General features: G+C 72.1%; 18 protein-coding genes. 7 read left to right on the top strand and 11 right to left on the bottom strand.

What is annotated here, in order from left to right:
• Window positions 1-13: 13 nt before the first annotated feature.
• A complete protein-coding gene (locus LQ327_RS30315; protein WP_230739928.1) occupies window positions 14-1,477 on the bottom strand; it encodes an aldehyde dehydrogenase in 1,464 nt (487 codons plus the stop codon).
• A gap of 119 nt (window positions 1,478-1,596) precedes the next feature.
• Here LQ327_RS30315 and LQ327_RS30310 point away from each other — a divergent pair, with 119 nt between their 5' ends.
• Genes LQ327_RS30310 through LQ327_RS30300 form a run of 3 tightly spaced genes read left to right on the top strand, consistent with a single transcriptional unit; the run spans window position 1,597 to window position 3,822 of the window.
• Window positions 1,597-2,514 carry an alpha/beta hydrolase gene (locus tag LQ327_RS30310; RefSeq protein ID WP_230739926.1) on the top strand — a complete coding sequence of 306 codons (918 nt, stop codon included), beginning with the start codon at window positions 1,597-1,599 and terminating at the stop codon, window positions 2,512-2,514.
• A 10-nt stretch (window positions 2,515-2,524) separates the two neighbouring features.
• Window positions 2,525-3,454: an alpha/beta hydrolase gene (locus tag LQ327_RS30305; protein WP_230739924.1), complete on the top strand. Its 930-nt coding sequence runs from the start codon at window positions 2,525-2,527 to the stop codon at window positions 3,452-3,454.
• Window positions 3,451-3,822 (top strand): DUF2255 family protein, encoded by a 372-nt coding sequence (locus tag LQ327_RS30300; protein WP_230739922.1) that lies wholly within the window; start codon window positions 3,451-3,453, stop codon window positions 3,820-3,822. The genes LQ327_RS30305 and LQ327_RS30300 overlap by 4 nt, the downstream gene beginning before the upstream one ends.
• Window positions 3,823-3,841: 19 nt before the next feature.
• On the opposite strand, the gene LQ327_RS30295 is transcribed toward LQ327_RS30300, so the two are convergent.
• From LQ327_RS30295 to LQ327_RS30285, 3 genes are all read right to left on the bottom strand, one after another.
• Complete coding sequence (locus tag LQ327_RS30295; protein ID WP_230739920.1) at window positions 3,842-5,065, bottom strand: low temperature requirement protein A; 1,224 nt, start codon at window positions 5,063-5,065, stop codon at window positions 3,842-3,844.
• Window positions 5,066-5,133: 68 nt separating this feature from the next.
• Window positions 5,134-6,174 (bottom strand): MBL fold metallo-hydrolase, encoded by a 1,041-nt coding sequence (locus LQ327_RS30290; RefSeq protein ID WP_230739918.1) that lies wholly within the window; start codon window positions 6,172-6,174, stop codon window positions 5,134-5,136.
• Window positions 6,167-7,288 carry an NDMA-dependent alcohol dehydrogenase gene (locus LQ327_RS30285; protein WP_230739916.1) on the bottom strand — a complete coding sequence of 374 codons (1,122 nt, stop codon included), beginning with the start codon at window positions 7,286-7,288 and terminating at the stop codon, window positions 6,167-6,169. The genes LQ327_RS30290 and LQ327_RS30285 overlap by 8 nt, the downstream gene beginning before the upstream one ends.
• 38 nt (window positions 7,289-7,326) lie before the next feature.
• On the opposite strand from LQ327_RS30285, the gene LQ327_RS30280 reads away from it, so the two are divergent.
• Entirely contained in the window at window positions 7,327-8,781 is a 1,455-nt protein-coding gene (locus LQ327_RS30280; RefSeq protein ID WP_230739914.1) for an aldehyde dehydrogenase family protein, read from the top strand.
• Here LQ327_RS30280 and LQ327_RS30275 read toward each other — a convergent pair.
• The 5 genes from LQ327_RS30275 to LQ327_RS30255 are packed head-to-tail and all read right to left on the bottom strand — an operon-like array spanning window position 8,778 to window position 14,211.
• Window positions 8,778-9,902, bottom strand: coding sequence for a CaiB/BaiF CoA transferase family protein (locus tag LQ327_RS30275; RefSeq protein ID WP_230739912.1), 1,125 nt, complete (start codon window positions 9,900-9,902; stop codon window positions 8,778-8,780). The genes LQ327_RS30280 and LQ327_RS30275 overlap by 4 nt on opposite strands.
• 13 nt (window positions 9,903-9,915) lie before the next feature.
• Window positions 9,916-10,650, bottom strand: a complete 735-nt coding sequence (fabG, locus tag LQ327_RS30270; protein ID WP_230739910.1) for a 3-oxoacyl-ACP reductase FabG — start codon at window positions 10,648-10,650, stop codon at window positions 9,916-9,918.
• On the bottom strand, window positions 10,650-11,813 hold the full coding sequence (locus tag LQ327_RS30265; protein WP_230739908.1) for an acyl-CoA dehydrogenase family protein: 1,164 nt from the start codon (window positions 11,811-11,813) through the stop codon (window positions 10,650-10,652). The genes fabG and LQ327_RS30265 overlap by 1 nt, the downstream gene beginning before the upstream one ends.
• The gene (locus tag LQ327_RS30260) at window positions 11,810-13,732 is read right to left on the bottom strand and encodes an AMP-binding protein (RefSeq protein WP_230739906.1); all 1,923 of its coding nucleotides are present in this window, start codon (window positions 13,730-13,732) and stop codon (window positions 11,810-11,812) included. The genes LQ327_RS30265 and LQ327_RS30260 overlap by 4 nt, the downstream gene beginning before the upstream one ends.
• 5 nt (window positions 13,733-13,737) lie before the next feature.
• Window positions 13,738-14,211, bottom strand: coding sequence for a MaoC family dehydratase (locus tag LQ327_RS30255; RefSeq protein ID WP_230739904.1), 474 nt, complete (start codon window positions 14,209-14,211; stop codon window positions 13,738-13,740).
• A 94-nt stretch (window positions 14,212-14,305) separates the two neighbouring features.
• Between LQ327_RS30255 and LQ327_RS30250 the strand changes: the two genes are divergently transcribed.
• The 3 genes from LQ327_RS30250 to LQ327_RS30240 are packed head-to-tail and all read left to right on the top strand — an operon-like array spanning window position 14,306 to window position 18,338.
• A complete protein-coding gene (locus LQ327_RS30250) occupies window positions 14,306-15,742 on the top strand; it encodes an MmgE/PrpD family protein (protein WP_230739903.1) in 1,437 nt (478 codons plus the stop codon).
• Window positions 15,739-16,929, top strand: coding sequence for a CaiB/BaiF CoA transferase family protein (locus tag LQ327_RS30245; protein WP_230739902.1), 1,191 nt, complete (start codon window positions 15,739-15,741; stop codon window positions 16,927-16,929). Before LQ327_RS30250 ends, LQ327_RS30245 begins: the two co-directional genes overlap by 4 nt.
• Window positions 16,929-18,338, top strand: coding sequence for an MmgE/PrpD family protein (locus tag LQ327_RS30240; RefSeq protein ID WP_230739901.1), 1,410 nt, complete (start codon window positions 16,929-16,931; stop codon window positions 18,336-18,338). Before LQ327_RS30245 ends, LQ327_RS30240 begins: the two co-directional genes overlap by 1 nt.
• On the opposite strand, the gene LQ327_RS30235 is transcribed toward LQ327_RS30240, so the two are convergent.
• The gene (locus tag LQ327_RS30235; protein ID WP_230739900.1) at window positions 18,325-19,467 is read right to left on the bottom strand and encodes an acetyl-CoA hydrolase/transferase family protein; all 1,143 of its coding nucleotides are present in this window, start codon (window positions 19,465-19,467) and stop codon (window positions 18,325-18,327) included. The two genes, LQ327_RS30240 and LQ327_RS30235, sit on opposite strands and share 14 nt — an antisense overlap.
• Complete coding sequence (locus tag LQ327_RS30230) at window positions 19,464-20,654, bottom strand: acetyl-CoA C-acetyltransferase (RefSeq protein WP_230739899.1); 1,191 nt, start codon at window positions 20,652-20,654, stop codon at window positions 19,464-19,466. Before LQ327_RS30230 ends, LQ327_RS30235 begins: the two co-directional genes overlap by 4 nt.
• Between the last annotated feature and the right edge of the window lie 17 nt (window positions 20,655-20,671).

The following is a 20,671-nucleotide window of genomic DNA, read 5'->3' as shown; positions in this document are numbered from 1 at the left end:
TGCGCGCTCTCCTTCAGCTGGTGAGGATCAGGTCTCGCGGGAGACCGATGGATTTGAGCTCGACGTACGCGTCGAAGCCCTCCGGTCCGGCCTCGCGGCCGATACCGCTGGACTTGAAGCCGCCGATCGGTGCGTGGAAGCCGACCGGGCTGCCGTTGACCTCGACGGTCCCGGTCCGCATCCGGCTCGCCAGGGCGACGCCGCGCCCGGGGTCGCCGGTGAAGACCGACCCGTTGAGGCCGTAGCTGGAGTCGTTCGCGAGGGCGACGGCCTCGTCCTCGTCGTCATAGGCCAGCACCGAGACCACCGGCCCGAAGATCTCCTCCTGGGCGATGCGCATCCCGGGGGCGACGTCGGCGAACACGGTCGGCTCGACGAAGTACCCGGCGTCGAAGCCGCTCGGGCGCCCGCCACCGACCACCACGCGGGCACCCTGGTCCCGGCCCGCGGCGATATAGCCCTCGACCCGCTCCCGCTGCCGGGCGCTGACCAGCGGCCCGATCTGGGTGGCCGGGTCGGCCGGGTCTCCGACGGGCATGCTGCCGACCACCGCGGAGAACGCCTCGAGGAACTCCGCCTGGCGCGCCCGGGGGACGACGACGCGGGTCTTGAGGCTGCACACCTGGCCGCTGTTGCGGAACGACCCGACCCGCAGCGACTCGGCCGCCCCGGCGAGGTCGGCGTCGTCGAGCAGGACCGCGGCCGACTTGCCGCCGAGCTCGAGCGTCACGCGCTTGAGGTCGTGCCCGCACAGCGACGCGATCCGTCGTCCGGCGGCGGTGGATCCCGTGAAGGCGACCTTGTCGACCTGCGGGTGCGTCACGAGGTGCTCGCTGACATCGCGGTCGGCCGGCACCACGTTGACCACGCCCTCGGGCAGGCCCGCCTCCTCGAGGAGCCCGGCGAGCAGGTAGGCGTCGAGCGGGGTCTCCGGGGCGGGCTTGAGGACGACGGTGCACCCGGCGAGCAGCGCCGGAGCGAGCTTCATGACCGAGATGAGCAGCGGGGCGTTCCAGGGCACCACCGCGGCGACGACGCCGACCGGCTCGCGCAGCACGAGGGCCCGGCCCGTCGCCGACTCCCGCTCGGCGCGCCAGGGGTAGCTCGGCGCGAGCTCGAGGAAGCTGTCGAGGAGGACTCTCGGGCCGGCGGCCTGCATGGAGCGCGACAGGGTGATCGGGCAGCCCATCTCGCTGGTGACCAGGTTCGCGATCTCGTCGGTCCGCTTCCCGAGCAGCTCGCTCAGCCGGCCGAGCATCTGCATCCGCTCGTCCAGCGTGATCCGGGGCCACTCGCCCTGATCGAAGGCCCGGCGAGCGGCGGCGACGGCCGCGTCGACGTCCTCGGCGGAGGCCGCCGGGACGTGCGCGATCGCCTCTCCGGTGAAGGGCGAGGTGACAGTGAGGGTGTCGCTCCCCTGTGGGGTGGTCCACCGCCCGCCGATGAAGAAGGCCGAGTAGTCGTCCGGAGCGGTCACCGCGAGACCTCCGGAGGGAGTGTGATCCAGTGCATAGCAGAGAAAGTATCGTATAAAAAGTGTGATGTCTATGGCGCACGGTTGCATGGCGCCCGGGCCCGCGAGGAAGGTGCCGGGGCATGGAGACCACGACGTTCGCCAACGGACCGATCACCATGGCCGGCGCCCTGTACCGACCCGAGGGCTTCGACGAGGGCACCCGCTACCCGGCCGTCGTCACCGTCCACCCCGGCGGCGGGGTCAAGGAGCAGACGGCCGGGCTCTACGCCGCGAAGCTGGCCGAGCAGGGCTTCGTCGCGCTGGCGTTCGACGCCTCGTACCAGGGTGAGTCGGGCGGCGAGCCGCACTTCCTGGAGGACCCCTCCGCCCGCGTCGAGGACGTCCGCGCCGCGGTCGATCACCTGCAGTCCCTCGACTTCGTCGACGAGGAGCGCATCGGCGTGCTGGGCGTCTGCGCCGGCGGCGCCTACGGCACCACGGCGACCATGACCGACCACCGCGTCAAGGCGCTGGCGACGGTCAGCTGCCTCAACATCGGCACGGCATGGCGCCAGGGCTGGTTCGGCGCCGACCCCGTCAACGCCGCCGTGCCCGCGCTCGACGGGATCGCCCAGCAGCGCACCGCCGAGTCCGCCCGGGGCGCCGAGGCATCGACGGCCCCGTACGTCCCGGCGCAGACCGACGAGAACACGCCCTACGACATGGTGCAGGCCAGCGAGTACTACCTGACCCCGCGCGCCCAGCACCCGAACGCGAAGAACACCTACCTCGCCACCAAGAGCATCCCGAAGATCATGGCTTTCGACGCCTTCCACCTGGTCGAGGACCTGCTCACGGCGCCGGTGCTCATGGTCGCCGGTTCCGACGCCGGCTCGCTGTGGCACACCACCGACCTCCATGGCCGGCTGCGCAGCGAGAAGAAGCTCGTCGTCGTCGACGGCGGGACGCACATGGACTTCTACGACGTGCCCAAGTACGTCGACCGGGCCGTCGCCGAGGCCACCCCGTTCTTCACCGAGCACCTCGCCGCCAGCTGAGGAGGCACCGATGAGCACGATCGAGCACGTCAACATCCCGGCCCTGGCCTGGGACCTGGCCGCCGACATCTACTACCCGCCCGGATTCGACGCCTCGCGGCGCTACCCCGCGATCGTCGCCACCCACCCCATCGGGAGCTGCAAGGAGCAGACGGCCGGGAATGTCTACGGGACGGCGCTGGCCGACGAGGGCTACGTCGTCGTCGCGTTCGACGCCAGCTTCCAGGGCGCCAGCGGCGGCGAGCCCCGCTTCGTCGAGGACCCGACGATGCGGGTCAAGGACATCAGCCACGTGATCGACCACCTGGTGACGCTGCCCTTCGTCGACGCCGATCGCATCGGCGCCATTGGGGTGTGCGGCGGCGGCGGGTACTCGATCAACGCGACCATGACCGACCGGCGCATCAAGGCGGTCGGCAGCGTCACCGGGGTCAACTTCGGCCGGCTGATGCAGGAGTCGTTCTCCGGCTACGACCCGGTCGCCACTCTCGATGCGATCGCGGCGCAGCGCACCGCGGAGGCCCGCGGCGAGGCCCTCCGGGTGGACGACCTGCTGCCCGCCTCGCCGCAGGCCGCCACCGAGGCCGGGATCACCGAGATCGACGTCGTCGAGGCGACCGACTACTACAAGACCCCGCGGGGTAAGCAGCCGCACGGCGCAACCAGCTCGCTGTTCTCCCACCAGGCCACCGCGGTCGGGTGGGACGCGTTCGGGCGGGCCGAGGTGCTGCTCACCCGTCCGATCATGGTGGTGGTGGGCGACAAGCCGGGTGCCTTCGGCGCCTACCGCGACGGTATGGAGATCTACCGTCGCGCGCGCTCGGCCGACAAGCAGCTCGTCGTGCTGGAAGGGTTCTCGCACTACGACCTGTACGACCGGCCGGAGCCCACGGCGCAGGCCCTGGCCGAGCTGGTCCCGTTCTTCGGCAGGCACCTGTGAGCGCCGTCGACCAGCGTCGGGAGGCCCTCGGCGCCGCGCCGGAGCTACAGATCACGACGTACCGCGACGACGGCACGACGCGCCGGTGGACACCGATCTGGGTCGTCCTCGTCGACGGCGAGCTCTACGTGCGGTCGGCCTACGGCGGCGCCGGCGGCTGGTACCGGCGAGCCACGACGCGCGGCACCGCCCGCGTCCGCGCGGGCGCGGTGGAGACCGACGTGACCCTCGAGCCCGTCGCCGACGAGGCCACCCGGGCCGCCGTCGGGGCCGCCTACGAGCAGAAGTACGCCGGCTCGGGCTCGGCTCTCGCCACGATGCTCGAGCCGCCGGCCGCGGGGACGACGACGAGGCTCGTCACCTCCTGAGCCCGGTCCGCCGCGGCGGCTACCCCTCCTCGGAGCCGGTCGCGGCGGCGCCGGACACCGGCGGCCGGACGACCAGCACCACCACGAGTGCCACCAGCACCACGGCGGTGACGGCGCTGGGCAGCGGGATGACGGGGTCGGCGAGGACCAGCACCGCGGCGAGCGGGACAGCGGTGTTGACCACCCGGTCGGCCTGGTCGCGCAGGGCGATCCACCAGATACCCAGCAGGAACACGGCCACCGGCACGGACACGGTGTACGAGGCCGCGACCTCGCCCAGCGCGCTGCGCCCGGTGATCGTGTCGATCTCGACCTCGACCCCCGCCGAGAAGGCGCCGGCGGCGGCGAAGACGAAGTAGTGCACGTAGCCGTAGCGCAGCGAGCGACCGAAGGTGGTGATGGCCTCGTGGTGGGGAGGCCAGAAGTAGATCCACCACAGCGCGGCGGTGACGACCAGCGCGAGCACCGCGATCGAGATGAGCGACCCGAGTTCCTCGTGCTCGGCGAGCGCCTCGATGATGGCGTTGGCGGACGCGAGCAGGCTCTCCCCGAGCAGGATCAGGGTGAACAGGCCGTACCGCTCGGTGATGTGGTGCGGGTGCCACGGGGTGGTGCCGCGGGTCTCGGCGACGACCGGAACAGAGATCTCGGCGAGGATCAGCACTACCAGCGCGATCCCCGCCGCCGGCCCCGACAGCAGCAGTGACGCCAGCCAGAGCACCTGCACGCCCGCGATGCCGGCCGCGTAGACCTGGGTCGCCCGACGACTGGACCCCGCCGAGCGCGACGCCCGCAACCACTGCGCCACCATCGCCACGCGCATGACGACATAGCTCAGGATCAGCACCGTGGTGTCGCGCGAGGTGAAGAACGGCCCGATGCCGGCGGCGAGTGCGAGCACCCCGCCCATCTGCACGATGGTCAGCAGCCGGTAGAGCCAGTCGTCGGTGGCGAACGAGGTGGCGAACCAGGTGAAGTTCATCCAGGCCCACCAGATGCCGAAGAACACGACCGCATAGGCGACGAGACCGTCGAGGACGTGTCCCTCGGCGAGCGCATGGGCCAGGTCGACCGCTGCGATGCTCACCGCGACCACGAACACGAGGTCGAAGAACAGCTCCAGGGTGCTCGCGGTCCGGCCCGGCTCGTCCGGATCCCGCGGGACCATCGGGGTGAGGCGGAAGCGCGACGTCGCGGTGCCGGCGATGTCGTCCAGGCCGGCTGGGCGATTGGTCCCGTTCATCGAGACGTGATCCTTCCACTGCCGCCGGTCGGGACGCGACGACCGGCGCCGCTCCGGTCGGCGACGGTTCACGTCACGGCGTAGCGCAGCGTCGCGGCGGGCGCGTCGCCTCTCACCCGTCCCTGGGCCTCGAGGACCTCGAGATGCGCCTGGGTCTCCAGTACCGCGAGCATCGCGTGCGTGGGTTCCATCTCCGGGAGCCGCAGCTCGTGACGGGTCCAGCGGAGCCGGGAGGCGACCGCGGCCGCCGTCACGTCACCTGCCGCCACGGCGTGCTCGACCTCGGTGAGACGCCGCTCGTGGTGTGCGAGCAGCTCGTCGACCCGGGCGTGAACGCTGGGGGCCACCGGGCCGTGGGCGGGCAGCAGGCGCCGGTCCGGCTGGGCGCGCACCCGCGCCAGCGAGGCGAGGAAGCGGATCAGCGCGCCCGGCCGGGTCGCGGGCTCGAACCCGATCGACGGGGTGATGTGCGGCAGCACGTGGTCCCCGGCGAAGAGCACGCCCGCGCGGTCGTCGGCGAACACGAGGTGGCCGCGGGTGTGCCCCGGCGTCTCGTGAGCGGTCAGGCGCCGTCTCGCGACCGTGAGGACCTCGCCGTCGTTGAGCCACTCGTCGGGCGGCGTGTAGGAGCCCCGCTCGGCCGCGATCGCCGAGGCCGTCGCCTCCTCCACCCGGTCCGCGAGCTCCGGCGCACCCACCGTGCGCAGTCGATCGATGCGAGCGCGGTGCGGCGCGGCCTGGTCCGGCCCGGTCAGCAGCGACATCGACTCGCGTTCGCCGGCACCGAGGGCCACCCGGGCACCGGTCTCCCGGCGCAGCGCCGTCGCCAGCGTGTAGTGGTCACGGTGCAGGTGGGTCACGAGGAACCGGCGGATGTCGGTGAGGTCGGCGCCGAGGCCGGAGAGGGCGCTCGCCAGCAGGTCGCGGTTGGCCGCGAGCGCCCAGCCGCCGTCGACCAGAGTGAGGTCCTCGGCACCGACGAGGACGTACACGTTGACCGCCCGCAGGGCGTCGTTCGGCAGCGGGAGTGGTACTCGCACCACTCCGGGGGCGACGGTCTCCGGCTCCGGCCGGGCCCAGGCGTGCCGGTCGGCGGTTCGCTCACTCATACCGGACGACTCCGCGCACGTTCAGTCCGGCGTGCAGGTCGCGGTACCCCTGGGCGATCTCGTCCAGGGCGTAGGTACGGGTGATCATCTCGTCGAGCTTGAGCTTCCCGGCGCGGTAGAGGTTCAGCAGCCGGTGGACGTCCCAGCCGCCGTTGGTCGATCCGAAGAGAGCACCCTGCAAGCGCTTCTGAGACAGGGTCAGGTCGAAGAGCTCCATCGGGGTGTCGGAGACCGCGTGCTGCCCGACGGCGGTGACGACCACCGTCCCGGCCCGGCGGACCGACGACAGCGCCTGACCGATGTGCTCGGGACGGAGCACGCCCACCGTGACGATCGTGGCGTCCGCGCCCTGCCCGTCGGTCATCTGGCGCGCCAGCTCGGTCGCCTCCTCGATCGACCCGGCCGTATGGGTGGCGCCGAACTCGACGGCCTTCTCTCGCTTGAGCGCGACCGGGTCAGCCGCGATGATCGTGCCCGCTCCCCCGTGCACCGCGCCCTGGATCGCGCTCACCCCGATGCCGCCGGCTCCCATGACGATCACCGTGTCTCCGGGCTGCACCTCCGCGGCTTTCACGGCCGAACCCCACCCGGTACTGACCGCGCAGCCGATCAGGCAGGCCTTGTCGAGCGGGATGTCCTCCTCGATCTTGATCACCGACGCGAGCGAGACGGTCGTCGTCGCGGTGAAGGTCGAGATGCCACACATCTGACCGACCGGACTGCCGTCCTCGGACAGGCGCAGCCGGTAGGTGCCGTCGCTCCAGCGCGGGCCGGCCAGGATGCCCTTCGCGAGATCGCAGAGGTTCTGCCTACCCGTCGAGCAGAAGCGGCAGTGACCGCAGGACGGGATCGCGGAGAAGACCACGTGGTCGCCCTCGCGGATGCCCTTGTCGTTCTCGAACACCTCGGTGACGACCCCCGCGCCCTCGTGACCCAGCGCGAAGGGATAGGTGCCCACCGGGAGATCACCGGTCACGTGGTGGTCGTCGGAATGACAGAGCCCGGAGGCCACCATCCGGACCTGCACCTCGTCGCGGCGCGTCTCGTCGAGCTCGAGGTCCACCACCTCGAGCTCTCCGGGCGCCTTCCGGATCACCGCTCCCCGCGTCTGCATCCTCACGTCGTATCATATTTTATGTTTGACTTGTAGGTATGCCTGCAGCTCCGCCTCGACTTCCCGCCGCCGCACTCCTCATCGACGGTCGGTGGGTCGAGGCCGACGAGACGTTCGAGGTCGTCGACCCGGGCATCGGCGACGTGGTCTCCCGGGCCGCCGAGGCGCAGGGCCGCGATGTCGACGCCGCCGTGCACGCCGCCCGGCGTGCGTTCGACGAGGGCCGGTGGCTGCGGCTCTCGGGCGCGCAGCGAGCGGTGGTGCTCTGGCGGGTGGCCGACCTGCTCGAGTCCCGCACCGACGAGTTCGCCCGCCTGGAGAGTCTCGACGTCGGGATGCCGGTGAGCCAGGCACGGCTCATGGTCGGCGAGGCGGCCAACCAGTTCCGCTACTTCGCGGGCTGGGCCGACAAGCTCCACGGCCGGACCCTCGAGATCGGACCCGCGCAGCATCGCTTCCAGGGCTGGACCGAGAGGGAACCGGTCGGCGTGGCCGGACTGATCGTGCCCTGGAACGCCCCGATGATCGCCATCTCGCAGAAGGTCGCCCCAGCACTGGCCGCCGGGTGCTCCTGTGTGCTCAAGCCCTCCGAGGAAGCACCGCTCAGTGCCCTCGCGATGGGTGGGCTCCTGCTCGAGGCGGGCCTTCCGGACGGCGTGGTCAACGTCGTCACCGGCCACGGTCCCGTCGGCGCGGCGCTGGCCGCCCACGACGACGTCGACAAGATCAGCTTCACCGGTTCCACCGAGGTCGGCCGCAGCATCGTGCACGCTGCGGCGGGGAACCTGAAGAAGGTCTCCCTCGAACTCGGCGGCAAGTCGCCGGTGATCGTGCTCCCCGATGCGGACCTCGACCAGGTGATTCCCGGGGTCGCGGCCGGGATCTTCTGGAACACCGGCCAGATCTGCACCGCCGGCACCCGTCTGTACGCCCACGCCGCCGTCTTCGACGAGGTGGCCCAGGGCGTGGCCGAGCAGGGCCGTTCCCTTCGCCTCGGCTACGGCACCGATCCCGACTCCGACCTCGGCCCACTCATCTCCCAGCGCCATCTGGACCGGGTGTCGGGGTACGTCTCGGCCGGGATCGATGCCGGTGCGCGCGCCCTCACCGGTGCCACCCGCACCGGCGAGCGTGGCTTCTACTACCAGCCCACGGTGCTCGTCGACCTCGACCCGATGATGCCGGTGGTGAATGAGGAGATCTTCGGTCCGGTGCTCGGGGCCCAGTCCTTCACCGATCCCGACGACGCGATCGCCGCCGCGAACCGCTCGCCCTACGGGCTGGCCGCGAGCGTCTGGACCCGGGATGTCGGACGGGCCCACGGTCTGGCCAGGCGGCTGCGGGCCGGCCGGGTCGGCATCAACGTGCACCGGGCCGGCGGGGTGCAGATGCCGGTCGGCGGCTTCCGCCAGTCGGGCTGGGGCCGGGAGAACGGGCCCGAGGCGCTCGACGAGTACCTCGAGACGAGGTCCGTCGTGACCCCTCTCCCCTAGTCCTCCCAGCGCGCCCGCACCTCGTCCAGGGGCACCGTCCCCGACGGTGGATGGGCTGGCTCCCTCGTCGGTGTCCTGGTGAACCGGGGCGCCGGTCCGGGGTGGAGCACGCCGTCGATCTCGCGGAACAGGCCGCGCTCGGCGTTGTGAGGATCTCGGGCGGCCTCCTCGAAGGTCAGCACCGGGCTCACACAGGCGTCGGTGCCGGCGTAGACGGCCGCCCACTCGTCCCGGGTCCGTGTGGCCAGCACGGCGGCGATGAGCTCACGCAGCCGCGCCCACTGCGGCCGGTCGTCCTGGTTGGGCCAACCGTCGGTGTCCACGTCGAGGCCCTTGAGGAACTCGGCGTAGAAGTCCGGCTCCAGCGCGCCGACGGCGACGTGGCGGCCGTCGGCGCACCGGTACGTGTCGTAGAACGGTGCTCCCGAGTCGAGATCGTTGGTGCCGGGCTCGTCGGAGTAGCGCCCGGCCGCGCGCAGCCCCTGGATCTTCGCGCTCAGCACCGCGACCCCGTCGAGCATCGCCGCGTCGACGACCTGGCCGTGCCCCGAGGCCCGCGCCGCCAGCACCGCCGACACGATGCCGAACGCCGCCATCAGCCCGCCGCCCGCGTAGTCGCCCAGGAGATTGATCGGCGGCCGGGGGGCCTCCCCCGTGCGCGCCATCGCGTGGAGCACCCCGGACTGGGCGACGTAGTTGATGTCGTGCCCGGCCTGGTGCGACAACGGCCCGGACTGGCCGTAGCCGGTGAGCCGCGCGTAGACCAGTGCCGGGTTCGCCGCCTGCAGCTCCGACGGCCCGAGCCCGAGGCGTTCCGCGACGCCGGGCCGGTAACCCTCGACGAAGACCTCCGCCGCGGCCACCAGCCGGCGCACGGCAGCCACCCCGTCCGGGTCCTTGAGATCCGCGGCCACCGAGGTGACGCCACGGTTGGCGAGATCGTGTTCGGGCTCCATGGCGTCGGTCTGGGTCAGGGCACGACCCTGCCGGTTGGGCGGACGGACGATCCGCACGACATCGGCTCCGAGGTCCGCGAGCAGCATGCAGGCGAACGGTGTCGGGCCCATACCGTGCAGTGCCACCACGCGGACACCGGCCAGCGGCCCCGTCGTCGCAACCATGCGCATCCTCCCTCTACAGACCCCGTCCACCGGTCACCTCGATGACGGCCCCGGTGACGTACGAGGCCATCGGCGAGGCGAGGAAGACCACCGTGCTCGCGACCTCCTCGGGCGTACCCGCTCGGGCCAGGGGCACCTCGGCCTCCTTCGCCGCGAAGATCTCCGGCTTCATCGCCAGGGTCATGGCCGTGCGCACGAGGCCGGGCTGCACCGCGTTCACCCGCACCCCGGACGGTCCCAGCTCCTTGGCCGAGGCCTTGGTCAGCCCGACGAGTCCGGCCTTGGCCGCGCTGTAGTTGGTCTGGCCGGGATTGCCCACCTTCCCCGAGAGCGAGGAGATGTTGACGATCGCGCCGCGGCGCTGCTCGCGGAACAGCGGCGCCACCGCCCGGGTACCGAGCCACGCCCCTTTGAGGCTGGTGTCCACGACGAGGTCGAAGTCGGACTCGGCGAGCTTGGCGATGTAGCCGTCGCGGGTGACGCCGGCGTTGTTGACGAGCAGATCGAGGCGTCCGAAGCGGTCGAGGCAGGCCTGGACCGTCGTGGCCTGGTCGGCCTCGGATGTCACGTCGCAGGCGAACGGCTCGGCCCGGTCGCCCAGCGCCGATGCGGCCTCCTTCGCCGCCGACGCGTCGAGGTCGGCGACCAGTACCCGGCCGCCCGCCTCGACGATCGCGGTGGCGATCGCCAGGCCGATCCCCTGGCCGGCGCCGGTGACCACGGCGACCTGGTCGTCGAGGAGACCCATCAGTACGCCCGGGGGAGCTTGAGGACCTGGCTGGAGACGTAGTTGAGCACCATCTCCTGGGAGAACGGCGCGTTGCGCAGGAGCCGGACCTCCCGCCAGAGCCGCTCCACGTGGTACTCCTTGGCGTAGGCGTAGCCGCCGAAGGTCGACAGAGCCCGGTCGCAGGCCTCGAATCCTGCTTCGGCTCCGAGGAACTTGGCCGCCGCGGACTCGGGGCCGCAGGCCTTGTTCTCGTCGAAGAGCCGCGCGGCGTTCATCGCGACCATCTCGGCGGCCTCGAGCCGGATCCAGGAGTCGGCCAGCGGGTGGGCGACGGCCTGGTTCTGGCCGATCGGCCGGTCGAACACGCGGCGGTCCTTGGCGTACTGGCTCGCCAGGTCGAGGGCGGCCTTGCCGAGGCCGATCCCCTCCAGGCCGACGACCGTCCGCTCCGGGTTGAGGCCGTCGAGGAGGTAGTAGAAGCCCTTGTCCACCTCGCCGACCACGTCGGTGTCGGCGACCTCGAGGCCGTCGATGAACAGCTCGTTCGAGTCGATCGCCGCGCGGCCGAGCTTGTCGATCTCGCGAATCGTGATCTTCGAGCGGTCCATGTCGGCGTAGAACAGCGTCATCCCGGCCAGCGGCTTGTCCTCGGTGCGCGGGGAGGTGCGCGCCAGCAGCAGGATCTTGTGGGCGTTCTGCGCGTTGGTGATCCAGACCTTCTGGCCGTTGATCACCCAGCCGCCGTCGACCTTGGTGGCCTTCGTCGTGATCCGCGAGGTGTCCACCCCGGCGGTCGGTTCCGTGACCCCGAAGGCCATCAGCAGCTCCCCGGAGGCGATCTTCGGCAGCACGCGCTGCTTCATCTCCTCCGAGGCGTGCCGCACGATCGGGGCCGGCGGGAAGACGTAGAAGTGGATCGCCGAGCCACCGCTCATCCCGGCGCCGGAACCCGCGATCTCCTGCATCATCACCCCGGCCTCGGTCAGCCCGAGCCCGATCCCGCCGTACTCCTCGGGGATCATCGCGCCGAGCCACCCGCCGTCGGCGAAGGCCTTGACGAACTCCCACGGGTACTCGTGGGTCTTGTCCTTCTCCCGCCAGTAGTCCCAGTCGTACTTGCGGGCCAACTCCCGAACGGTCTTGCGGATCAGCTCGAGATCGCTCGCGTCGGTGGTGGTCACGGTGTCGCCTCCGGAATGTCGTCGAGGGACGTGGCAGCGTCCAGCGACGAGAGGTCGCCGGGCGGTGTCCCGAGGTGCCGGGCCCGGATGGCTCGGCGCATGATCTTGCCGTTGGTGGTCTTGGGCAGCCCCCGCACCACGTGCAGCTCCGGCGCGAACGACCGCCCGACGTTCGCGACGGCGGTGGCGCGCAGGTCGTCGGGGTCGGGTTCCGGTTCCCGGAGCACGACGAACGCCACCACCCGCTGGCCGCGGGCCTCGTCGGGAACCCCGATCGCGGCCGCCTCGGCGATGCGCGGGTCGACCAGCAGCGCCGCCTCGATCTCGGCCGGGCCGACGCGGCGGCCCGAGACCTTGATGGTGTCGTCGGACCGCCCGTGGATGCGCCACGTGCCGTCGGTGTCGACGCTCGCCAGGTCGCCGTGCTGCCAGACGTCCGGCCACCGGTCCCAGTAGGTAGCCAGGTAGCGCTGCCGGTCCTGCCAGAACGCGTGCGTCATCCCCGGGAAGGTGCTCCGGACGACGAGCTCCCCCACCGTCCCGACGACGGGGGCGCCGTCCGGGTCGAACACGTCGGCATCCACCCCGGGGAGCGCGGCCGTGAAGGTGGCCGCGTCCATCGGCAGGAACGGGTAGCTGATGAGCATCCCGCCCCCGACCTCGGTGCCGCCGGAGAAGTTGACGATCGGGACACGGCCTCCGCCGACGGTGCCGAACAACCACCGCCAGGTGGGCTCGTCCCAGGCCTCGCCGGTGGAGACGAACGCGCGCAGGGTGGCGAGGTCGCTCCTCGGTTCCCCTCCCGCTGCGAGGATCGCCCGCGCCGCGGTCGGCGCGATGCCCTGCACCGTGACGCCGTGCCGCCCGACGATCTCCCACATCCGCTGCGGCGTCGGGTGCGTGGGCACGCCCTCGGTGAAGACCACCGTGGCCCCGAGCTGCAGCGGCCCGACGATCAGCATCGGGCCCACCAGCCAGCCCAGATCGGCGATCCAGGCGACGACGTCGTCGTCGCGGACGTCGAAGCCGTAGCCGAAGTCGACCGCGGTCTTGACCGCGAACCCGGCGTGCGAGTGGACGATGCCCTTGGGCAGCCCGGTAGTGCCGGAGGTGTAGACGATGCACAGCGGGTCGTTCGCCTCGGTGTCGGCGGTGGGCACCGGAGCGGGGTCGGGAGGCAGCTCGTCGTAGAAGACGTCGCGGCCGGGGACCATCGCCGCACCGTCGTCGAGATGGCGCACGACGATCACGTGCTCGGCCGTCGGCGCCGTCGCGAGGGCGGCGTCGGCGAACTCCTTGAGCGCCACCCGCTTCCCGCGCCGCGTGGTCCCGTCGGCGGTCACGAGCACGACGGCCTCGGACTCGCGCAGGCGGGTGCCGAGCGCCTCCGCGCCGTAGCCGGTGAACGCGGGCACCACGATCGCCCCCAGCCGGGCGACGGCGAGGAACGCGACCGTCGCCTCGGGCACCGTCGGCAGGTAGAGCACCACCCGGTCACCGAACCCGACGCCGAGCGCGGCCAGGTTCGCCGAGAACCGCCGGACCTCCGCGTCGAGCTCGGCGAACGTGAGGCTCCGGCACTGCCCGGCGTCCCCCTCGTAGACCACTGCCACTTTGTCCGCGAGCGGCCCGACGGCGTGGCGGCCGGCGCAGAGGTCGGCCACGTTGAGGCGCCCGCCCGGGAACCAGCGAGGAAACGGCTTCCCGTCGGCCTCGTCGAGAACCCGCTCGAACGGCGTGGAGAACGTGATCCCGAGGTCCTCGACCGCCTCGCGCCAGTACCGCTCCGGGTCGGTGACCGAGGTTCGGTGCAACTCGTCGAGGTCGGCGTACCCGAACCGGTCGACTGCGGCGAGGAGCCGGCTGCGGGCGGTGTGCTCGGGCCCCGGCACCCAGGCCGGGGCCTCCGTCGTCGTCATGACGGTCAGGCCTGGGCCGTGGCGGCGGGCTCGGGACGCTTCTGCATCAGCCCCACCCGGACCGCGTCGCAGACGATCTCGTCGCGCTGGTTGATGCCGAGGTGGCGGAAGGTGACGATGCCGGTGTCGGGGCGGCTTTTCGACTCGCGCCGGTCGACGATCTCGGTCCGCACGTGGATGGTGTCGCCGTGGAACACCGGCTTCGGGAAGGTGACCTTCTCGAAGCCGAGGTTGCCCATCGTGGTGCCCTGGGTGGTCTCCGGAACCGTGATGCCCGAGACCAGCCCGAGGATGAAGAGGCTGTTCACCAGCCGCTGCCCGTAGATCGAGTCCTTGGAGTACTCGGCGTCGAGGTGCAGCGGCGCGAGGTTGAGGGTGAGGCTCGAGAACAGGACGTTGTCCGTCTCGGAGACCGTGCGCCGAGTCGGGTGGTCGACGACCAGACCGGGCTCGAGCTCCTCGAAGTACAGGCCGGGCATGGGCTGCTCCTCCTTCGCCGACGGGGTTTCCTGACGATGCACAATATATTATCTTTGCCGATGAGCCAACCGCCACGGCGATGAGGAGTCAGCGATGACGAGCGAGGTCCCCCCGGTCGAGGCCGCCCTCGGAGCCCTGGTGGCGGAACTGGAGTTCGACGCGCTACCCGCCGAGGCGCTCGCCGGCGCGCGGCGCCTGATGCAGGACCAGCTCGCCCTGCAGGTCGGCTGCGAGACGCTGCCGTGGTGCCGGGCGGTCATCGACTACGCCCGGGGGTCGCACGCACCCGGGCGCTCCCGGGTCGTCGTCACCGGCGACGCGATGAGCGCCGGCGACGCCGCGTTCGTCAACGCCACCCTCGGCCACAGCTTCGAGTACGACGACGCGCACCGCGCGAGCTCGAGCCACCCCGGCAGCACCGTGGTGTCCGCGGCGCTGGCGATCGGCGAGGAGGACGGCGCGTCGATGCGCGACGTGCTGCTCGGCATCGTCGCGGGCTACGAGGCCTACACCCGGGTCGGCGTGCTCGCCGCACCCGACCTGCTGGAACGGGGCTTCCACCCGCACGCGCTGCTCGCGCCGTTCGGCGCCGCGGCGGTGGTGGCGAGGATGCGCGGCTTCGACGCGGAGCAGACCACGCACGCGCTCGCGATCGCGATGAGCCACAGCGCCGGGACCACCGAGTACACCTCGTCGGGCGGCTCGGTGAAGCGCGTGCACGCGGGCATCGGGACCCGCAACGGCATCCGGGCCGCGGAGATGGCGGCGGCCGGGATCACCGGTCCGCTCGCGTACCTGACCGGGTCGAAGGGGTTCCTCCCCGTGTTCAAGGGCCGCCCGTTCGCGGACGACGCCGTGGAGCGGTTCGCCCCGGACCGCCCCTTCGAGATCACGAAGGTCTGGATCAAGCCGTACTGCTGCTGCGGCTGCTGCCACGGCTTCGTCGACGGGGCCCGCACGTTCGTCGGGCGGGCAGACGACATCGATGCCGTCGAGCTCGGCATCCAGTCCGGCGGCGACGTGGTCGTCGGGAACCGCAACGTGAACGCCTACTCGCCCTCGGCGCTCGAGCAGCTGCAGTACTCGCTGCCCTTCCAGTTCGCGCTCGCCGCCACGGGGCACGGCAACGGGTTCACCACCCATCACGACTACTTCGAGGGCCGGCTCAAGCTCCTGGGAGACGCAGCGGAGCGGAGCTCGACCCATCAAGGGGCCGACGGTGACGTCGCCCGGCTCGCCCAGCGGGTGCGGATCACGCCGAAGCCCGACCTGGACACCGCCTATCCAGGCAAGTGGGTCGCCGACATCGCCGTGACCTTCCGGGACGGCACCACCGAGAGGCTGTTCGTCGAGGACTCCACCGGGACGTCCGAGAACCCCATCCCGCAGGACGAGCTGGACGCGAAGGCCCGCGACCTCACCGTCGGCCGGCTCGGCCCCGAGCAGACCGAGGCGCTGCTCGCGGCCATCGCCTCCGACGACCTCGACGCCCCGGCCTCCTCGCTCGTCGACACACTGATCGTCCGATGACGGGGCCGCAGAAGCCGCTGACCGGGATCCGGGTCCTCGAGCTCGGCGGCTACATCTCCATGCCGATGGGCGGGGCGCTGCTGGCCGGGCTGGGCGCCGACGTCGTCAAGATCGAGTCCCTCGCGGGTGACGACTTCCGCCGCAAGGACGACGACCGCAGCCCCTACTTCGCGCAGGTCAACGCCGGCAAGCGCAGCGCCGCGGTCGACCTCAAGACCCCCGAGGGGCTGGAGTTCGTCAAGGCCCTGCTGCCCCGCTTCGACGTGGTCTTCGAGAACATGCGTCCCGGCAAGCTGGCCGCGCTCGGCCTCGGCCCGGACGTGTGCCGCGAGCTGCGACCCGACGTCATCTTCGCGTCGGTCAACGGCTTCGGCGACGGCGGGCCGCTGCGCGACCGCCCGGCCTACGACACCATCGGCCAGGCCTACGGCGGGCTCTACTCGATCCTCGGCGAGCCCGGTCAGGCCCAGCTCTCGGGCACGATCCTCGCCGACGTCGTCACCGGGCTGACCAGCGCCGCCGGCGTGCTCGCGGCGCTGGTGGGCCGGGGTCGCGGCGGGGACGGGATGCGGGTGGACACCTCGCTCTACGAGGCGGTCAGCATCCTTGCCACCGACGCGCTGTCCCAGTACGTCGACACCGGGGCGGACCCGACCCGCACCACCCGGCACCCGCAGGCGCAGAACTTCTGCGTCGCGACCTCGTCGGGCGAGTCGATCGCGGTGCACCTGTCGTCGTCGGAGAAGTTCTGGCGCAACCTGTGCGCGGCGATGGAGCGGCCGGACCTGCCCGACGACCCGCGCTTCACCCCCTACCGGCACCGCGAGGCGAACTACTTCGCGCTGGTCCCGATCGTCGAGGCCGAGTTCGCGAAGCGCTCCCTGGGAGACTGGGAGGAGCGCCTGACCCACTTCGACGTGCCGTACGCGCCGGTCCAGACGATGGCGACCTACGTCGAGCACCCGCAGACCCAGTGGCTGGACCTCTTCGAGCCGGGCGCGCACGGGATGTCGCTGCTCCGGGCGCCGTGGCGCTTCGACGGGGCCCGGCCCGACCGTGGCGGCCCCACCCCGCGCCTCGGGCAGCACACCCGCGAGATCGCCGGCGAGGTCTACGACGACGAGCGGGTCGAGAAGCTCATCGCCCTCGACGTCCTGGGCACGGTCACCGACGAGGAGCCGCGCTGATGCCGAGATTCGACCCCCGGGGCGACGAGGACCCGATGAGCACCCTGTGCCGCATGGTCGTCGGGACGACGTTCTCCGATCTTCCCGACGACCTCGTCCGGCACGCCCGGCACACGCTGCTCGACGGGATCGGCGTGACCGTCGGCGGTTCCGGGATGGACGGGATCGCCGAAATCGTCGACCTGGTGACCGCGAACGGCGGCGCGGCGGAATCGGTGGTGCCCTGCTACGGCGGGCGGGTCCCCGCCGCGGCGGCCGCGCTCGCCATCGGCCCGATGCCGCGCGCGATGGACTGCGGTGACCTGCACGAGGAGGCGGGCCACGTCAGCGAGTACGCCGTGGCCTCGCTCCTGGCCGCGCTGGGACTCCGGGACGACCCCGTCACCGGGCAGGAGTTCCTGACAGCCCTGGTCGTCGCGCAGGAGGTCCTGGTGCGGATCGGGACCGCGTACCGAGTCATCAGCTCCGGGATCCCCGCCGGCGACTGCGGCGGGCACTACGTGTTCGGGGCGGTTGCCGCCGTGGGCAAACTCCTCGGGTTCTCCTCCGAGGTCCTGGAGAACGCCATGGGGATCGCCCGGACGATGACCGCGCCGCACACCATGGCGATCTACTCGCCGGCCACGCTCATGGTGCGCATGCACCACGGCCTCGTCTGTCAGGCGGCGATCACGGCCTGCCAGCTCGCCGCGCGGGGCATCACCGGACCCCGAGAGCAGGTCCTCACCGGACCGAAGGGGTTCCTGGCCTCGGCGCGGTGGGAGACCGACCCGGACGTCCTCACCCGCGATCTGGGGCAGCGGTGGGCGGCGTCGCGGATCACGACCAAGCGCCACAGCGCCTGCTACTTCTCGCACTCCGCCATCGACGGGATCACCGAGCTGCTCGGCGCGAACGGCGTCACGGCAGCCGACGTCGCGGGCGTCCACGTCGCCGTGTCGGCCTCGGGCTGGAACGCGGTGTGCGAACCGGAGGCCACGGCCTGGCACCCCCGCACCGTGCCGGAATGCCAGTTCAGCCTGCCGTATGCCGTGGCGACCGCGGCGCTGGACGGCCGGGTCTTCGTCGACTCCTACTCCGAGGACGCCCGGGCGCGGGCCGACGTGCGGGCCCTCATGGCGCGGGTGTCGGCGGAGCGGGACGGGACGCTCCCGTCCTGGGGCGCGCGCGTGAGGGTGACGCTCCGGGACGGCCGCGAGGTCGTCGGCGGGTACACGACCGTGAAGGGCCACCCCGACCTCCCCCTCGACGAGCACGACCTCGTCGAGAAGTTCCGGGCGTGCGCCGCGCTCTCGACCGTCCTCCCGCTGGATGACGGGACGGTCGCAACGCTGATCGACCACATCCTGGCGCTCGAGAAGGTCGACGACGTCGAGCGCGCGTTGCTGCTCCCCCTCACTCCCGGGTGAGGCCGGCCCGATGGTCGGGGTGGGCTACCGCGATCAGCCGCTCGGCCCGTTCCCGGACGGTGCAGGCGCGGAGGTCGGCCACGCCGTGCTCGGTGACGACAACGTCGACGTCGCTCTTCGACGTCGTCACCGGGTCGGCGAGTCGGGGCACGATCCGGGTGGCGCCCGTGGTGGTCACCGAGGGCAGCGCCACGACCCCGACGCCGCGGCCGTGGGCGGCGCGGAGGAAGTCGACCTGGCCCCCGACTCCGCCGACGAGGCGATCCCCGACGTACTCGGCGCCGATCTGGCCGAGCAGGTCGACCTCCACCGCGGAGTTCACGGCGACGAACGGGCCCTCGACGGCGGCGGTGATCTCGGACCCGGGCGCGAACTCGGCGATCGGGTTGTCGTCGAGGAAGGCGTAGAGGTCGGGTCCGCCGAGGGTCATGCCGGCGACCACGGAGTCCAGCGCGCCCGCCTCGGCCAGCCCCGGCAGCCAGTCCCCCACCAGCCCGGAGCGCATCCGCAGGCCCCGTCGGGACCCCAGCTCGGCCGCCACCGCGTCGGCCAGACCGCCGAGACCGAGCTGGACCGCGGCGCCGTCGGGCACCAGCGCGGCGACCCGGCCGGCGACGGCCCGGTCGAGCTCGGACGGCGGCTTCGACCCCGTCGTGATCGGCGGGCGGTCGGCGGGGAACGCCTCGGTCACGAGCGAGCGGTGCAGCCGGCGGCGTGAGCGGGTGCGCGGCATGTGCTCGTCGACCTCGACGAGCACGACCCGGGCCCGCTGCGCGGCGGCCCAGACGTAGTCCACGGTCGGCCCGAGGTCGTGGAACCCGTCGACGTCGGCCGGGCCGACCCGCAGCAGGACCACGTCCGCGGCGAGCCGCCCAGCCACGACGTGCTCCTCCACCCGGCTCAGGTGGGTGGGCAGGTACTCGACCGTCGGCACCCGGCGCAGCACTCCGCCGGCGACGTAGGTGACCACCCGGCACCGCGCCCGCCGCCACGCGTCGTTGGCGGTGTAGCCGACGAAGGCGGTCACGTCGGTGCGGGCGTCGAGGAGCGCGTCGACCAGCGTCGGCGGTTCCGCGCTGGTCTGCCCGACGACGACGGTGTCGCCCGGCCGCAGGTGGTCGGTGATCATGCCGCGGAGAACAGCGCGGCCATGCCCTGCCCGCCGCCGATGCACATCGTCTCCAGCGCCCGGCGGCCGCCGCGGCGGCGGAGCTCGTGCAGCATCGTGGTGAGGATCCGCATGCCGGTGGCGCCGATGGGATGCCCGAGCGAGATGCCCGAGCCGTTGACGTTGAGCCGGTCCGGGTCGTGCCAGCCCCAGGCGGCCAGCACCGAGAGGACCTGCACGGCGAACGCCTCGTTGATCTCGACGAGGTCCACGTCGTCGAAGCCCGCCCCGGTCTTCGCGAAGAGCTTCTCCACCGCGGGCACGGGGCCGATCCCCATGGTGGCCGGGTCGCAGCCCGCGGCCGCCCAGCCCTCGAGGAACCCCAGCGGCTCCAGGTCCCCCAGTGCCTCCTCCGCCACGACGAGACAGGCCGAAGCGGCGTCGTTCTGCTGGCTGGCATTGCCCGCGGTGACGGTCCCGCCGGGGGTGATGGTGCGCAGCTTGCCGAGGGTCTCGACGGTGGTGTCGGGGCGCACGCCCTCGTCGCGGGTCACGACGACGGGCTCGCCCCGGCGCTGCCGGACGGTGACCGGCACGACCTCGTCGTCGAAGGCGCCCCGGTCCCAGGCGGCCGCGGCTTTCTGCTGGCTCGCGGCGGCGAACTCGTCGGCCTGCTCGCGGGTGACGCCGTAGCGCTCGGCGAGGTTCTCGGCGGTCTCGACCATTCCGCTGATCGGGCCGAACCGGTGCTCGGGCTGGGAACGCTCCCGGCCCCGGTCGAGGCGGTCGTAGAGCGACACCGTCCCGGCCCGGGAGCCCCAGCGGGCCGTCGTCGAGTAGTACTCGATGTTCGACATGCTCTCCACGCCACCGACCAGCACGACATCCGCGGCACCGGTCTGCACCATCATCGAGCCGGTGACCAACGCCTGCAGCCCACCGCCGCAGCGGCGGTCGGTCTGCAGGCCCGGCACCGAGATCGGCAGCCCGGCATGCAACGCGGCCCACCGCCCGACACACGGGGTCTCCGAGTTCGCGTAGGACTGGGCGAACACCACGTCCTCGATCCGACCAGGGTCGACCGCGGTCCGCTCGACGACCGCCCGCACCACCGTCGCCGCCAGATCCTCCACAGGCACCGCCCGCAATGCCCCGCCGAAGGCCCCGACGGGGGTGCGGACAGGGGACACGATGGCGGCTCGTCGCATTACACAATCATATATTA

Source organism: Actinomycetospora endophytica (assembly GCF_021026375.1).
GTDB lineage: Bacteria > Actinomycetota > Actinomycetes > Mycobacteriales > Pseudonocardiaceae > Actinomycetospora > Actinomycetospora endophytica.
This window is presented reverse-complemented; position numbering and strand designations above follow the sequence as displayed.